Raw genomic sequence first — 16,382 nt, 5'->3', positions numbered from 1 at the left:
CCGGATGTTACGATTACTGGCTACTATACGGAAAGAATGGTTGTTACTGTTACGCGACAGAACAGGGTTGACCCTGCTCTTTGCAATGCCGGTTGTATTGATCACCGTAATGGCATTGATAGAAGATGCGCCTTTCCGTGATTATCAGGAGCTGAAGTTTGATATCCTTACAGTGGATAATGATGGAGGACGTCTTGGAAAATATATTAAAGAAGGACTGGGACAAACAAGCCAGTTCAGAGTAATAGATTCAGTACATGGTGCGCCGGTAACGGAGCAACAGGCCAGAGCACTTGTGAATGAAGGAAACTATCAGATCTGTATTATCATTCCGAAAGGCGCTACCGGCGCGATTGTCAGCAATGCCAACAGGATCGTGAATGATATTTCCCGCAGAATGGGTATGCCCGATGTATTGCCTGTTGGTAACAGGAAAGATTCTTTGCATGTAACCGTGTATTTTGATCCTGCTTCCAAAAAAGCGTTTAAAAGTGCTATCCATCAGGCGCTGGATAATTTCCTGACGCAGGTGGAAACAGATATGTTACTGGAAAGAATTAAGAAACAACTGAAGAGAAAAGATGTAGCAGAAGAGAATGATTCCATGAACATACAACTGAAGGCTGTCGGATTAAAAGAACAACTGACAGGACCCTCAGAAGAACTCGATGTGATCTCCAATTCTGTACAGCATAACGTACCTGCATGGAGCATCTTTGCGATGTTCTTCATCGTGATTCCGATCGCAGGTAATATGATCAGGGAAAGAGAAGATGGCAGTATGCTGCGGATGAAACTGATTCCCGGTTCTTATCTCGCCATTCTGGCAGGAAAGATGCTGTTCTTTGTAGGCGTCTGTGTGGTACAGTTCTATCTGATGATGCAGGTAGGTATTTATCTGTTGCCATTACTGGGATTGCCACAGCTGACACTCGGACAAAGTTTTCTGGCCGCATTTGTTGTAGCTGTAGGTATCGGACTGGCAGCTACCTCTTATGGTATACTGGTAGGTACAGTGTTTAAAACGCCTAATCAGGCGTTGAACTTCGGTGCTATTTCTATCGTGATCCTTTCCGCCATCGGTGGTATCTGGATTCCGCTGGAGATCATGCCACCACATATGCAACTGATAGGACATTTATCTCCCCTGAGCTGGGGACTGGATGCGATCAATGATATTTATCTGAGAAATGTGGGGGTGAGTCACATATGGGGCGATGTGGGTAAGCTGGTTGTGTTTGCAACAGTACTCTTATGTATAGCAGCAACCATTGAGAAAAGAAGACTCAGCTGATGAAATAGTGTGTGAAGAAGCCACACATTGACTATTGACGGTAAAACTGTATTTTTACGGCTACCCTGGCAAAAAAATTGCTCATGGAGGCCCGGGCTTCCTGAAAATAAGATGGAAGTATAAACCTGCAACAAACTATGGAAGAGTTAAAACAAAAATTGAAAGTTCAGATTATTGAAGCGTTGAATCTGCAGGATACCCGTCCTGAAGACATTGATGATAATGCGCCATTGTTTGGCGATGGTCTTGGACTTGACAGTATTGATTCCCTGGAACTGATGGTATTACTGGAAAGATATTATCAGATTAAAGTTGAAGATCCACGCGAAGGAAGAAAGATTTTGCAATCTGTACAATCCATGGCAGAATTCATTCAATCCAAACAACCTGCGTAAGCAGTACCCGGCATGGCGGAACGTGTGTTTATAACAGGAGTAGGGATGATCACCGCCGTAGGTGATGATGTTGCCGGCAATCTCCAAAGTCTGCGTGCGCAACAGAGCGGTCTGGATTACACCAGACAGCTGACCACTATTTATAAAGATGTATTACCCGTAGCGGAGGTAAAGCATACTACGCCGGAACTCAGTGAAATAGCAGGTGTAGCCGGAAAAGAAGGCTATACCCGCACTGCTTTGCTGGGACTGATTGCGATGCAGGAAGCTTTACGTCATGCAGGTATTACCAATGTACAGGATGAACTGACCGGTTTTATCAATGCTTCTACCGTAGGTGGAATGTGTGATACCGAGAATGTTTATTTTGATATTGCCGATCCTGCCAAAACAGGAGATTTCATCAGATTTATTGATACCCTTGATTGTGCCGATTGTACCCAGCGCATCGCTGATACTGTTGGCATAGAAGGGCATATTGCCACCATCAGTACGGCCTGTTCTTCTTCTGCGAATGCGTTGATGTATGGCGCCAGACTGATCAAAGCTGGTTTAGCACGCCGCGTAATATGCGGTGGTACCGAAGCGCTGACCCGTTTTACCATCAATGGTTTCAATTCACTCAAGAATATTGATAAACGCCCCTGTATGCCTTTTGATCAGGACCGTAACGGACTGAATCTGGGTGAAGGAGCAGCTTATCTCGTGCTGGAAAGCGAATCTCTGGTAAAAGAGCGCAATGCAACAATTCTGGCTGCATTAGATGGTTATGCCAACACCAATGAAGCCTTTCATCCTACAGCTCCTTCTCCCGAAGGGGATGGCGCCTATGCCGCTATGAAAAGCGCGATGGAAATGGGCGGATGTGTACCTGCGGATATCCAGTATGTAAATGTACACGGCACTGCTACGCTCAGCAATGATGTGGCAGAAGGCATGGCTTTACAGCGTTTATTCGGAGAGCAGACGCCTAAGTTCAGCAGTACGAAACCTTTTACCGGTCATACACTGGCCGCAGCCGGCGGTATAGAAGCCATCTATTCCGTATTGGCGATCCAACATCAGTTAATATTTCCTAATCTCCATTTTAAAGACAAAATGGAGGAATTATACATCACACCGGAAACCAGTCTGCTGGAAAATTATCCGGTGCGTCATGTGTTATCCAACTCATTCGGCTTTGGGGGCAACAATGCCTCTTTGCTGATCAGCAAATATGAAGGGTAAGTGTTACATACAAGGAATGGCTGCAATATCTCCCCAGCATACGTTTGATGGAGATCTGCTGTCGCAGCCAATGGCCGTGACCCAGGGAAATATGCTTTCCTGTGTGGAACCGGATTACCGTGCATTTATTGCGCCCAACAGCCTGCGTCGTATGACACGCGTGCTGAAAATGGGATTGGCCGCTTCCCTGAAATGTTTGCAGGACGCTGCTGTGGCTGTTCCCGGCGCTATCGTAACCGGTACCGGCAAAGGGAGTCTGCAGGATACAGAACGTTTCATCAAGGAAATACGCGACTTCGAAGAACGTGCGCTTAATCCCACACCTTTTATTCAATCTACTTACAACGCCGTCAACGGATTGATCGCATTACAACAGAAATGTACACAGTACAACAATACATTTGTACATCGTGGCTTCTCTTTTGAACATGCGTTGCTGGACAGTATGTTGTTGTTATCAGAAGGTAAGCCGGATGTATTGGCAGGCGCATTCGATGAAATCACTACCGAGCATTTTTTCATTAAAGGCAGAATAGGACATTGGAAGAAGGAAACGATTTCCAGTGATACATTGTATGAGCATGTTTCTCCCGGTACAATTTCTGGCGAAGGAGCTGCATTCTTCTTACTGACGCAGGAAGCTACCGCACAGAGTTATGCACAATTAAGCGGACTGCAGATGTTATACAAACCATCTCCCGAAAAATTACAGCACGCATTAGGTCAATTCCTGACCCAACATGGCGTACAACCGGAAGATATTGATCTGGTGCTGAGCGGTGCAAATGCGGATAGCAATCACCAGCATTACTACGATGTATTGAACAGTTATGCTTTGGGTACACAATTGCCTTTCAAACATCTTTGCGGAGATTATGAAACAGCAGCTGCTTTTGCATTATGGTTGGGCGCATCTTTCTTAAAACAGCAACAGGTGCCCCTGCAATGGTTTCCGATGCTGAAAGAACAGCCGCGAAGTCTGAGAAATATTTTGATCTATAATCATTTCTTTGGAGAGCAACATAGCTTTATGCTGTTGCAGAAAGTTGATCAGACAGTCAGCATTAAAGGTTAAAAAAGATTTTAAAAGTCGTTATAAAGGAAAAGCGGCGTCCACATTGATGGACGCCGCTTTTCCTTTATAACGACAGGCAGTTCTTTTCACCACATCACTATGTTTAATGCTTTACTATCCTGAACACCGGATATCTCATATATCCCGGCTCCGCATAGGGCGAATGTTCATACACATATCTCAACTGTGCTTCTCCACTTTTTGCAAAGCTGCTGTCTGCGGCTCTCTTCTGTTTCATTTCTTCCTGTAGTGCAGGATTGGATTGCAGGTATGCTGCTGCGATATCTTCAAATACATAAGGCGAATAACCTTCTTTACGCGCCAGAATAGGATCGAAGAAGTTCCATGCAAAGAAAGAATCTCCACCGGTTGGTTCCAGAGTTTCCATCAGATAACGGTTGGCTACCTGATTCATGGGAATGTAATAGTCGCCTTTGCGGAAATGGATACTGTCTTTGGTAACAGTCAGTTTTACACCACTATGCAGGTAATGACCTTCATAAGGACGTTGTGCTGTTTTGTAGTCAGCTATATGATAAGTTTCAACCAGCAGGGTTGTATCCTGCGGGAGGCGTCGCATTTGTACCGCGTTATTTTTCAGGAGATCAAGTACATTCCACCAGCCTTGCGGAATGATGTATGCTTCCGGTTTCTGGATGAAATTGCCAGCCACTACATTGTCGTAAAACTTTACCTGTTTTTCAAAAGGTTTACTACGATCGTAGAACAGACGCGGTTCTCCGGAGATGTCGCTTGGTTTGTGTATCGCTGCATATCCTTTGAAGTTGATCATGCTGTAGTGGGTGGTATCCACATTCCATTCCAGAGGAAAGCGCTCCTGCGTTTTTTCCAGTTCTTTTGTCTGCGCACGCAGGGTTTTGATCTCTTCGCTGTGCTGACTTACGAAACTGATAAATGATTCCATCAGTGCGTAGGTTGCCTGTACCCTTTGTGGATAAGGCTTCAGCATATGTGTTTCGGGTACGAAACCGAAAGTGTGGAAAAGGGTGGTATAACCGCTGGAATAACGTGGCCCGTCAGCATAGGTGATCCAACCGTTTTCCGGTGTTTCGCCAAAGTGATTGACGTAGGGTACAAGGTCATATCCCTTTTCTTTCATCAGCCGGTAGATGCCGGGTTCAAATTCCTTATGCAGAAAATTGCCCATAACGCCGCCCATTTTGTTGTGCTCTGTGGATAACAGCGTCATGATATGTTGATAGTCGGCTCCGTTGCTGACATGGTTGTCGATGAATACATCCGGATCAGTCAGCTGATAGATCTGCTGAAAGGAGCGGGCGTTGCGGGAGTCGGCTTTAATAAAGTCACGGTTCAGGTCATAGTTGCGGGCATTGCCTCGGGAACCAAAAGCAGCCGGACCGTTTTGATCAACGCGGTAATCAGTGCTGCGGTTCAGTGCGCCACCAATGTTATAGACCGGAATGACAGCCAGTACGATATTATCCGGGAGTTTCTTTTTACCCAGAGCAAGATCACGCAATAATAGCATGGATGCGTCGATACCGTCTGGTTCTCCGGAGTGGATACCGTTGTTAACCAGTATGATACGTTTATTTTTCTGACGAAGGCTGGTAAAATTGAAGTCTCCGGAAGGAGAGTAGATCACCAGATGTAAGGGCAGTCCGGCATCGGTATTCCCCATTTCCTTCATCTGTATTTGTGGAAAACGTTTGTCAAGCTGTTGATAGTAGGAGATGCATTCAGCATAGGTTGCCGTTTCCTGCCCCTGTGTTTTTTCAAAACGGGTGGTCAGGTTTTGTGCTTCTACGGAATAGCAGCACAAGAGCATTACGGCGATATGGAAGAGTTTTTTCATCTAAATAATACACGTATTGTGATTTTGTTTAATTAATAATATTCAGAGAATGATCTGCTGAATTTTTACCAGACAGTAAAGTTATTTCATACTTCTGAAGAAAGAAAGAGTATAAAAACGGATTTTTAGGGTCATAAAGTGCCGGTTGGATATTGGTCTTTCTTTTATTATCCTACGTTAATCCTACGTTTATGAACGTAGGATTAACGTAGGATAATAGATATTAAGCAGGGAATAAACTGAAGATGAAATAAGGGGAGGGGAGGTGATTTCGATGCAAATTAGGGGAAGATGATGTAGATGGATGACAGTATTGTTAGCATGGATATATCTGAGGAATATTATCAGGCATACATCTTTTCTTGTTGTGGAACCTTTGTGGAACAAACGTGGAACCCTCGTGAAACTATTGTTGTGCTTGTGTGGAACATGTGTGGAACGCTTGTGAAACATGCTGCAAAGCAACTGTGGAACCTTCGTGGAACAAGGAATAATGTTTTGCCTGTAAGAAATGCATCTATTTGGTGGTCAGTTGATTGTGCAGAAATGGCGGCAGACGGTGGTATCTGAGAAATGAGAGCAGGGAGGCTGCGGGGCTACTGAGGAGAAGCTGATATTTGGTGATAAAGGGATTATGTGAGAATTGCGGGATGGTGGTATCTGAGGAATGAAAGCAGGGAGGCTGCGGGGCTGCTGAGGCGAAGCTGATATTTGGTAGTCAGTGGATTGTGCAGAAATGGCGGTAGATGGTGGTATCTGAGGAGTAAGAGCACGAAGGCTGCGGGGCTGTTGAGGGGAAGCTGATGTGTAAGTAGGGTGGAGGTGAGGTGGACTTGATACAGATAACCTGTTGAAGACCATTGAACTGGATAAGTACTAAATACGGATCTGTCAGCCGTGACTATCCGTGGGCAATTAAGCTGATCTTCAGCATTTTTGAAGGAGCAAGTAATTGCCAGATCTGACAGGCTCATCTCTTATCATTACTATTTCCTGAATATTGGATACGTAAGAGGTTACGTCCGGGCTACCTGTGAAATAGTCTGTAAAAGCAGTACTCTTTCGGGAGCACATAAATCCGGACAATCCAAGGCAGTTCTCAGATCGCACTTATACAGACAACAAAAAGCCCTTCCTGTTTGCAGGAAGAGCCTGTTGTATCAATTATTTTCAGACTAAAGCGCTTACGCGATAGCGTTTACTTTCTTAGAAAGTTTGCTCTTCAGGTTGGCTGCTTTATTTTTATGAATAACATTACGTTTAGCCAACTTGTCGATCATAGAGATCACATCAGACAACTTCTCGTCAGCAGCCGCTTTTTCAGTCAATTTCTTCAGATCACGGATAGCATTACGGGTAGTTTTACCGTAGTAACGGTTACGCTCATTCCGTTTTCTGCTCTGACGTACGTCTTTTTTCGTTGCTTTATGGTTTGCCATTGTTTAAATTTCAAGTTTCGGACGGCAAAGGTAGGAATTACTTCCATAGAAAACAAATAAAAAGGAAATTACCCTGAATATTTGATCACATCCCTTGCTGAGTGCCTGTAAAATTAGTGAAAAGTCGTTAAAATCAGGTAAAAACCAGTTAATATAAGAATTGTAGCTTAAGTGTTTCGGATTAAGCTTTAAACCTTCACTATTTTTCCGTTTTTCTTTCACAAAAAAGCAACGATATTTGCAATCCCATATATTATATAAGGGGCATTCAACAGAATAGCAATTTGAATCGAAGCTTTAGCAAAACTCGTTGTAAATGAAGGACTTCTCATTTGTTACCAACTCACATCCTGCCTACATTGAATCTTTATACCAGGATTACCGTAAAGACCCTGGCGCAGTAGACCCGGAATGGAGCAAGTTTTTTGAAGGATTTGACTTTGCGGTAAATAACGTTAATGGAAAAGCAGGAGCGCCGGGAGCGGCGGGCGCCGGTTTACCGGTGAGCAGTGATCAGTTAACAAAGGAACTCAATGTTTACAGACTGATACAGGCCTACCGTAAAAAGGGGCATCTGATCTCTAAGACGAATCCTATCCGTGAAAGGAAGGATAGGCAAGCCAACCTGGATATTTCTTTTTATGGCCTTGGTGAGGCAGATCTGAAAACTGAATTCTATGCCGGTCAGGTCCTGGGATTGGGTAAGACCTCCCTGGAAAATATCGTGAACCGCCTGAAGCAGGTATATGCTGCGGCAGTCGGATTAGAATTCACATATATCAACGACGCTAAAAAGGTCGAGTGGTTACAGAAAGAAATGGAAACCACTTTCCAGCAGCCCACTACACTGGACAGCAAAAAACGCATCCTGCTCAAACTGAATCAGGGTGTAATGTTTGAAAAATTCCTTCACACAAAATACATCGGTCAGAAACGTTTCGGTCTGGAAGGTGGTGAAAACACCATCCCTGCGCTGGACACCATTATCAACACTGCTGCTGACGCAGGCGTACAGGAAGCAGTGATCGGTATGGCGCACCGCGGCCGTCTGAACGTATTGGCTAATATTCTCGGTAAAACGTATGAGCAGATCTTCAATGAGTTTGAAGGTCATGCAGTACCTGACCTGACGATGGGTAGTGGTGACGTGAAATACCATCTGGGTTTCCGTTCCATTGTTACAACGCCGTCTGGTAAAAACGTAAACCTGCAGCTGCTGCCTAACCCTTCCCATCTGGAAGTGGTGGACCCGCTGGTGACAGGTTTTGCCCGCAGTAAAGCGGACGTTATCTATGGTAGCGACTACGATAAAATACTGCCTATCCTGATTCACGGTGATGCCGCTGTAGCAGGACAAGGTGTAATATATGAGCTCCTTCAGATGAGCAACCTGAAAGGTTACTACACCGGTGGTACAATGCACCTGGTGATCAATAACCAGATCGGTTTCACTACCGACTTTGACGATGCACGTTCTTCTGACTATTGTACCAGTATCGCTTCAACCGTACAGGCGCCTGTATTCCATGTGAATGGCGACGATGCGGAAGCAGTGGTAAAAGTAGCTGAAATCGCTGCCCGTTACAGACAAGAATTCAACTCCGATATCTTCATCGACTTACTGTGCTACCGTAAACATGGCCATAACGAAGGTGACGAACCTAAGTTCACCCAACCAAGCCTGTATGCACTGATTGATAAACATCCTAACCCTCGCGAGGTGTACACCCAGAAACTGCTGCAGGCAGGTGAAGTGGAAGTACAGGAACTGGCGAAGGAAATGGAGAAGAGCTTCTGGGCTAATCTGCAGGAACGTCTGGATGAAGTAAGACAGAATCCGCTGCCTTACCACTACCAGAAACCTGAAGAATGGTGGGCTGCATTGCGCAAGTCCCAGCCGGAAGATTTTGAGCAGTCTCCGGTAACTGCCATCAAAGAAGAAGAAGTAAGACGCCTGTTCGGTAAACTGATGGAATGGCCAAAAGAATTTGTGCCATTGCGTAAAGTGGAAAAACTGTTACAGGATAAAATAAAACTGTTCGAAACAGAAGGTAAGCTGGACTGGGCAACCGGTGAGCTGATGGCATATGCAAGTCTGCTGGCTGAAGGCAAAGACGTGCGTATGAGTGGTGAAGACGTAAAGAGAGGTACTTTCTCTCACCGTCACGCTATCCTGTTTGATGAGAACACCAACGCTACTTATAGCAGACTGGGTTCATTGCAGGACAAACAAGGTCAGTTCCGTATCTACAACTCCCTGCTGAGTGAATTTGCGGTACTTGGTTTTGAATATGGTTATGCAATGGCTAATCCGAACACACTGGTACTGTGGGAAGCACAATATGGTGACTTTGCCAACGGCGCCCAGACAGTGATCGACCAGTATGTAAGCAGTGCAGAACAGAAATGGACAACACAGAATGGTCTGGTAATGTTACTGCCACACGGTTACGAAGGTGGTGGACCTGACCACTCCAATGCCCGTCCGGAAAGATTCCTGCAGGCATGTGCTGAATACAATATGATCGTTACGAATATTACCACATCGGCTAACTTCTTCCATGCACTGCGTCGTCAGCTGACATGGCCGTTCCGTAAGCCACTGGTTAACTTCGCACCGAAAGCCAACTTAAGGCACGTAGGTTCTTATTCACCAATTTCAGCATTCACTGAAGGTGGATTTAAAGAAGTACTGGATGATGAATTCGTAGATGATCCGTCTAAAGTGAAAAAAGTATTGCTGTGTACTGGTAAGATGTATTTTGATCTGAGTGAAAAACAGCAGAAAGAAAACAGAAAAGATGTTGCCATCGTAAGACTGGAGCAACTGTATCCGCTGCCGGTTACACAACTGGAAGCACTGAACCAGAAGTACAAAGCTGCTACATGGTTCTGGGTACAGGAAGAGCCGCTGAACATGGGTGCTGCATCTTATCTGCAGATGAACCTGAAACAGATCAACTACGGTGTGATCAGCCGCAACCCAAGTGCAGCTACTGCAACAGGTTTTGCGAAAGTTCACGCAAGAGAGCAGCTGGAGATCATCGAAACTGCATTTAACATTTAGACGAATTGAGAATCAAGTGAAGCGCGTTTTCACTTTTAAACATTGATTGCACACAGAAATTAGAAATATGGCTATCGAAATCAAAGTTCCTACGGTAGGAGAATCTATTAGCGAGGTAACAATTGCAAAGTGGTTGAAGAAAGACGGAGATTATGTACAGCAGGATGAGGTGATCTGTGAAATGGAATCTGAAAAAGCCACCTTTGAACTGAATGCAGAAAAAGCAGGGGTCCTGAAAATACTGGCTCCGGAAGGCGCTACTTTAAAAGTAGGCGATATCGCTTGTTCAATTGATACAGATGCTGCTGCTCCGGCAGGAGGATCTGCACCAGCACCGGCTGCTGCACCCGCAGCTCCAGTGGCAGAAACACCGGCACCAGCGGCAGAAGCTCCTGCAGCGCCAGCGGTGAACAAAGGAACGATTGAGATGAAAGTGCCTACTGTGGGCGAATCCATCAGCGAAGTGACATTGATCAAGTGGCTGAAGAAAGATGGTGAGTTTGTAGAACGTGATGAAGTGATCTGCGAACTGGAATCTGAAAAAGCTACTTTCGAACTGAACGCAGAAGAAGCTGGTGCATTACAGACTTTAGGTAAAGAAGGAGATGTATTAAAGGTAGGTGATCCTATCGCAAAAATAGATACCAGTGTAGGACGTCCTGCGGGTAAAGCACAACCGGCAGCAGCAGCTGCTCCGGCTGCGACTCCACAGGCCGCTGCTCCACAGGCACAACAGGCACCTGTAACCGCTATCCCGAACGATGTGAAAGCTAGTCCGGTAGCTGCTGCAGTTATTGCTGACAAACACGTAGATCCGTCCTCTATCAAGGGTACAGGCGCTCATGGCAAAATCATGAAAGATGATGTTTTTGCTGCGCTGCAGAACCCGGGTGTGGCTATCGGTCAGGAAATGTTCACCCGCGGAGAACGCCGTGAGAAAATGAGCAACCTGCGTAAGACCGTTTCCCGCCGTCTGGTAGAAGCGAAAAACACCACCGCGATGCTGACTACCTTCAACGAGGTAGATATGACAGCGATCATGGAACTGCGTGCTAAATACAAAGAGATCTTTAAGAAACAACACGAGGTGAATCTGGGCTTCATGAGCTTCTTCACCAAAGCGGTTTGTTTCGCACTGAAGGAATTCCCTTCCGTGAATGCATATATCGATGGCGAAGAACTGGTATTCCACGACTACTGTGATGTATCTATCGCAGTATCTGCACCGAAAGGTCTGGTTGTACCGGTGATCCGCAACGCTGAAAGCCTTGATATGGCGCAGATCGAGAAGAAAGTGGTTGAACTGGCTACTAAAGCCCGTGACAATAAACTCACGATGGATGAAATGACCGGTGGTACCTTCACCATCACCAACGGTGGTGTATTCGGTTCCCTGATGAGTACTCCGATCATCAACATCCCGCAGTCTGCTATTCTGGGTATGCACAAAATTCAGGAACGCCCGATGGCTGTTAACGGACAGGTAGTGATCCGTCCGATGATGTATCTGGCACTCAGCTATGACCACCGTATCATTGATGGTCGTGAGTCTGTAAGCTTCCTGGTACGTGTGAAAGAAATGCTGGAAAGCCCTGAGCAGTTACTGTTCGGTAAAGATCCACTGAAAGCATTACTGAAACTCTAATTAACGCTAAACGCGGAACGCATAATGCGAAACGCTTAACGCCTGATTGCCTTATTGCCAATCGCGTTAAGCGTTTCGCTTTTTGATACTTTCGCATCCTCCAAATATGACCCGCTGGGAAAATTATATCGCCTCCGCAGAAAAGATCATCGTGAGCTATGATGGGAGTCTGCCTTTACATCATTTCCTGAAAGGATTCTTTAAACAGCATCCTTACATGGGTAGTCGTGATCGCCGTCAGATATCTCAACTGGTGTACCAGTACTACCGTCTCGGCCATCTGTGGCAGCAGGAAAAAAGTATGGCAGAAAGGATCCTGCTGGGCACATTCCTCTGCGAAACAACAGGTAGTGATCTGTTACAGTTTTTCCGTCCGGAGCTGAATGAAAAGGTAAGTCTGCCGATAACAGATAAACTGGACTTTCTCGGTATCACAGCTGCCACCACTGTATTTCCATTCACGGCTGCATTATCCGCAGATATTGACAGCGCTGCTTTCAACCGTTCCTTTTTTATACAGCCGGATCTGTTCATCAGAACACGACATAACCGGCAGTCCGCCATTCTACGTCAGCTGGAAAAAGCCGGCATTGCTCACACCGCTATTGGCGAGGATACGATCGCATTGCCTAACAGTACCAAAATAGATACAGTTATTACTGATAAAAGCTGGTATGAAATACAGGATGCCTCTTCGCAGAAAGTAGGCGCTTTGTTCCATCCAAAAGCAGGAGAACTCTGGTGGGATAGTTGTGCTGCCAGCGGTGGAAAATCTATCCTCTTACTGGATCAGCAACCCGGTGTGAAACTACTGGTCAGTGATGTAAGAGCCAGTATTATCCAGAACCTGCATCAACGTTTTAAAGAAGCAGGTATCCGGCAGTATGAAAGTATTGTAATGGATCTGACGGCACCGGTGACTACATCCGCTATCAAAGACCGTCGTTTTGATCATATTATACTGGATGCACCCTGCTCTGGTTCCGGTACCTGGGGACGTACGCCGGAAAACATGTCATTCTTTACCGAAAAGCAGATTACAACCTATCAGCAGCTGCAACAGAAGATTGCGTCGAATATTGTACACTTACTGAAGCCGGGCGGTACACTGGTGTATATCACCTGTTCCGTATTCCATCAGGAGAATGAAGACGTAGTGACATTCCTCGAAAAAGAAAGCGGCCTGAAAAGGCAGGAAGGAGGCGTAATAGCCGGTTATGAACATCGGGCGGACTCTATGTTTGCCGTGAAACTGATAAAGCAATAAAACGCTTAAATTGCCCTATGAGAAGATTGTTATGGTTGTTGCCGGTATTGGCAGCATGTAAATCAACCACCACATCTAAAGTAACAGTAGAGAAAAAAGACAGGATCGCAGTGATTACTGCGCAACTCCTTGATGAAGATATTACCACTGTTTTTCGTCCGGAGCAACTGGAGGGAACTGTTTCGCATATCTCAGAGAAGACTTATACCGAAACCAAAGCCAGCGATTATACCTACAAGGATACGATCTCCCGTGAATACCTTTTCCGTGATGGCCGCTTACACCAGATAGCGGTTGCCACACGCAGAATGCAGCATGACACGCTAACGATCCGCTATGATAGCGCCGGCAGGATACAGGCACTGATCTACTCTGATCATCACAGTACCTACAACACGGATAAGTTCATGTACGATGCCAATGGCAGACGTATTGAAAAAGTAAATCGTTTCTATAGTATCGAAAGCAGCAGTAAATATAAGTACAGTCCTAAAGGAGATTCCATCTGGATCACGCGTCAGCCGGGAGACAGAAAGGAATTCATCACTATCACCGAAAAGGGTGGTCCGCTGGAAGTATCCAGACATATCATGCCTGTGGAGATGCCGTGGAAAACCATCATAGAACAATACAATCCCGCCTGTCAACTGACACAAAGAGTAGAGCAGGAAGCTGATACGGTGAACTATAAGTTGTCGCTGCAGTATAATGAAAAAGGCAACAACATTGTATGGAAGCAATATCATAGAAACGACAATACAGCAGCAAAGGCAGACAGCGTGAATCTGAAAGCCAGTTTTAATACCGCCTATATCTACGACAATAAAGGTAACTGGACGAGTAAGACAGAAGAGCAATTGGGCAAGGGCTGGAAGTCGGTAACAACGAGGAAGATTGTGTATAATTAGGCCTGCCGCTTAATATAGCGTAATTGCTTTCTGAATAATCTTTTCTATTGTTTGTAAAGGAAGATCTTCATCAGGATTCAGTAACATAATTTTCATACGTGCACGGGCTTCCTGTATAAGAAAAGGTTCATCGAAATCCTTCCCTTTTACAATACCCAGATAAGGCACTTTATGCTTTTTATGTATCCACAGATAGCATAGCATTTTGCCTTTGTAACAAAAGACAGGCATGCCATATTTCCATGTCGCAGTAATGTCTTTATGCTGATCGAGAATGATACTCCGTAAAGCAAGCAGACAGCTTTTAATGGGTTCCTGCTGTTGTTCATAAAAGTTCTCTAATGCGTTCATGGGGTGCTAATTGAGGTATAATAGAGGTAATAATAGAGGTAATAACTTCGTAAATTTAGAAATAATAAAGTTGAAAGTATGATACCTATATTAAGATATGGTCCAATGGATGAATTAATCACCAAAGAGATGGAAGCCGTTTTTGAAGCAGCCCGCATGGGATCACCATTCGATATCGATATCGTGCTATCAAAAATGAGGGAAGCAGGATTCTCTCAGATGGAAGCTACCGCATTGCTGGTAAGAAAATTGAAATTATCAATATCCGCCGCAGACGAACTGGTTGTTAATTCTAAAACATGGAAAGACAGGAGAGAGAGTGTAATGCAGTTCCGGGAGGCATTTGGAGATGCCGTAGAAAGCGCTAAAGGCGATGAACCTAATCTGAAATAAAGCATGAAGCCGTAATCAGCAATTGCAAACAGATTCCGAATATACCGTACGCATATCCCTATTTCAACTACCATCATTATTTCAGGCTTCCGACTGTAAGAAAGGCAATGGCAGATGGAGCTTCAAAGAACTACAGCCATCCAGCCCATACTGCCATTGCCGGAAGCAGCCCAACTTAATTGAAGCAGCAGTTATACACAATTAGAATTACTGTATTCGCAATTCAATCAACTACAACTAAATGAAAAAAGCCTGTCCACCACTCAGCGGACAGGCTTTTAAAATTATAGTTAACGCATTAAAGCGTTACAGCTCTCTGGATAATACCACCTGCGATCACATCATCACCTTCATAGAAAACAGCTGACTGACCGGGAGCAATTCCCTTCACATGTTCATAGAAGTTCACCTTCACTTTGCCATCAACGTTATACAGGTTACTCAACGCACCTTTATCCTTATAACGGATTTTAGTGATGGCTTCCATCCCCTCAGGAATATGATCGTATTTGATCATGTTCAGACCAGCAACAGTCATTTCATTTCTGTTAAGCTCATCTTCATTCCCCAATACAACGGTGTTAGTTTCCGGAATGATTTCCGTCACAAATACCGGCCGGCCCAACGCGATGTCCAGACCTTTACGCTGACCGATAGTATAGAAAGGATAACCTTTATGATGACCAACGATAGTCCCGTCTCTGAGTACGAAGTTACCACCGTTCACCTGTTCTTCAAGGCCATCTACTTTACGTTTCAGGAACCCGCGGTAGTCATTGTCCGGCACAAAACAGATCTCATAGCTCTCTGCTTTTTTCGCCAGTTCCGGATAACCGAAGTCAAACGCCATCTGGCGGATTTCAGTTTTACGATATTGTCCTAAAGGAAGTATTGTACGGGCCAGCACGTCCTGCTGTAAACCCCATAATACGTAGCTCTGATCTTTCAGGTCATCAATACCTTTGCTGAGTATATGGCGGCCATCCTGCTCTCTTATCTGCGCGTAGTGTCCTGTTGCAATAAAGGCACAGTCCATGGCGTCGGCACGCTTCATCAGCGCACGCCATTTAATATGGGTATTGCACAGAACGCAAGGATTGGGCGTGCGGCCTGCTATGTATTCGTCAACAAAGTTATTAATAACAAAATCCCCGAACTCGTCTCTGATATCGAGCACGAAGTGCGGAAAACCGTGGTGTACGGCGGCTGCACGGGCATCATTAAAGGAATCCAGGTTACAGCACCCGGTTTCTTTCTTGCTGGAGCCGGCAGATGCGTAGTCCCAGGTTTTCATGGTGATACCCACCACTTCATACCCTTGTTCATGCAGCATCAGGGCGGTAACGGTACTATCTATACCGCCGCTCATTGCTACCAGAACTTTACCATGTCTGCTCATTGTTAATAATATTAAGTGCGCAAAATTACAGAAATTAGTCGAGACACCTCCCTGAAGGGGATATTATGACACGAATCGGAAAGAG

At 45.2% G+C, this 16,382-nt stretch carries 13 protein-coding genes; 9 read left to right on the top strand and 4 right to left on the bottom strand.

Going from position 1 to position 16,382, the window contains the following annotated elements:
• Window positions 1-4 precede the first annotated feature (4 nt).
• From FEF09_RS02205 to FEF09_RS02190, 4 genes are all read left to right on the top strand, one after another.
• The gene (locus FEF09_RS02205; protein WP_146303471.1) at window positions 5-1,294 is read left to right on the top strand and encodes an ABC transporter permease; all 1,290 of its coding nucleotides are present in this window, start codon (window positions 5-7) and stop codon (window positions 1,292-1,294) included.
• A gap of 137 nt (window positions 1,295-1,431) precedes the next feature.
• Window positions 1,432-1,689 carry a phosphopantetheine-binding protein gene (locus tag FEF09_RS02200; protein ID WP_012794409.1) on the top strand — a complete coding sequence of 86 codons (258 nt, stop codon included), beginning with the start codon at window positions 1,432-1,434 and terminating at the stop codon, window positions 1,687-1,689.
• 12 nt (window positions 1,690-1,701) lie between these two features.
• Window positions 1,702-2,916, top strand: coding sequence for a beta-ketoacyl-[acyl-carrier-protein] synthase family protein (locus FEF09_RS02195; protein WP_146303470.1), 1,215 nt, complete (start codon window positions 1,702-1,704; stop codon window positions 2,914-2,916).
• Between the two features lie 16 nt (window positions 2,917-2,932).
• Complete coding sequence (locus FEF09_RS02190) at window positions 2,933-3,991, top strand: beta-ketoacyl synthase chain length factor (RefSeq protein ID WP_186774162.1); 1,059 nt, start codon at window positions 2,933-2,935, stop codon at window positions 3,989-3,991.
• Window positions 3,992-4,094: 103 nt separating this feature from the next.
• Here the strand turns inward: FEF09_RS02190 and FEF09_RS02185 are convergent, their stop codons facing one another.
• Window positions 4,095-5,828, bottom strand: a complete 1,734-nt coding sequence (locus FEF09_RS02185; RefSeq protein WP_146303468.1) for a M14 family metallopeptidase — start codon at window positions 5,826-5,828, stop codon at window positions 4,095-4,097.
• Between the two features lie 1,184 nt (window positions 5,829-7,012).
• Complete coding sequence (gene rpsT / locus FEF09_RS02180; protein WP_089815682.1) at window positions 7,013-7,267, bottom strand: 30S ribosomal protein S20; 255 nt, start codon at window positions 7,265-7,267, stop codon at window positions 7,013-7,015.
• A gap of 316 nt (window positions 7,268-7,583) precedes the next feature.
• Between rpsT and FEF09_RS02175 the strand changes: the two genes are divergently transcribed.
• From FEF09_RS02175 to FEF09_RS02160, 4 genes are all read left to right on the top strand, one after another.
• Window positions 7,584-10,334, top strand: coding sequence for a 2-oxoglutarate dehydrogenase E1 component (locus FEF09_RS02175; RefSeq protein WP_146303467.1), 2,751 nt, complete (start codon window positions 7,584-7,586; stop codon window positions 10,332-10,334).
• 67 nt (window positions 10,335-10,401) lie between these two features.
• Entirely contained in the window at window positions 10,402-11,979 is a 1,578-nt protein-coding gene (gene odhB / locus FEF09_RS02170) for a 2-oxoglutarate dehydrogenase complex dihydrolipoyllysine-residue succinyltransferase (protein WP_146303465.1), read from the top strand.
• A 106-nt stretch (window positions 11,980-12,085) separates the two neighbouring features.
• Entirely contained in the window at window positions 12,086-13,246 is a 1,161-nt protein-coding gene (locus FEF09_RS02165) for an RsmB/NOP family class I SAM-dependent RNA methyltransferase (protein WP_146303463.1), read from the top strand.
• A gap of 17 nt (window positions 13,247-13,263) precedes the next feature.
• Window positions 13,264-14,154 carry a hypothetical protein gene (locus FEF09_RS02160; RefSeq protein WP_146303461.1) on the top strand — a complete coding sequence of 297 codons (891 nt, stop codon included), beginning with the start codon at window positions 13,264-13,266 and terminating at the stop codon, window positions 14,152-14,154.
• Window positions 14,155-14,163: 9 nt separating this feature from the next.
• Here the strand turns inward: FEF09_RS02160 and FEF09_RS02155 are convergent, their stop codons facing one another.
• Complete coding sequence (locus FEF09_RS02155) at window positions 14,164-14,505, bottom strand: DUF1801 domain-containing protein (RefSeq protein ID WP_146303459.1); 342 nt, start codon at window positions 14,503-14,505, stop codon at window positions 14,164-14,166.
• 78 nt (window positions 14,506-14,583) lie between these two features.
• Here FEF09_RS02155 and FEF09_RS02150 point away from each other — a divergent pair, with 78 nt between their 5' ends.
• Window positions 14,584-14,898: a hypothetical protein gene (locus FEF09_RS02150; protein WP_146303457.1), complete on the top strand. Its 315-nt coding sequence runs from the start codon at window positions 14,584-14,586 to the stop codon at window positions 14,896-14,898.
• Window positions 14,899-15,196: 298 nt separating this feature from the next.
• Here the strand turns inward: FEF09_RS02150 and mnmA are convergent, their stop codons facing one another.
• The gene (gene mnmA, locus FEF09_RS02145; protein WP_012794398.1) at window positions 15,197-16,297 is read right to left on the bottom strand and encodes a tRNA 2-thiouridine(34) synthase MnmA; all 1,101 of its coding nucleotides are present in this window, start codon (window positions 16,295-16,297) and stop codon (window positions 15,197-15,199) included.
• Between the last annotated feature and the right edge of the window lie 85 nt (window positions 16,298-16,382).

It is taken from the genome of Chitinophaga pinensis (genome assembly GCF_007896845.1).
GTDB lineage: Bacteria > Bacteroidota > Bacteroidia > Chitinophagales > Chitinophagaceae > Chitinophaga > Chitinophaga pinensis_C.
This window is presented reverse-complemented; position numbering and strand designations above follow the sequence as displayed.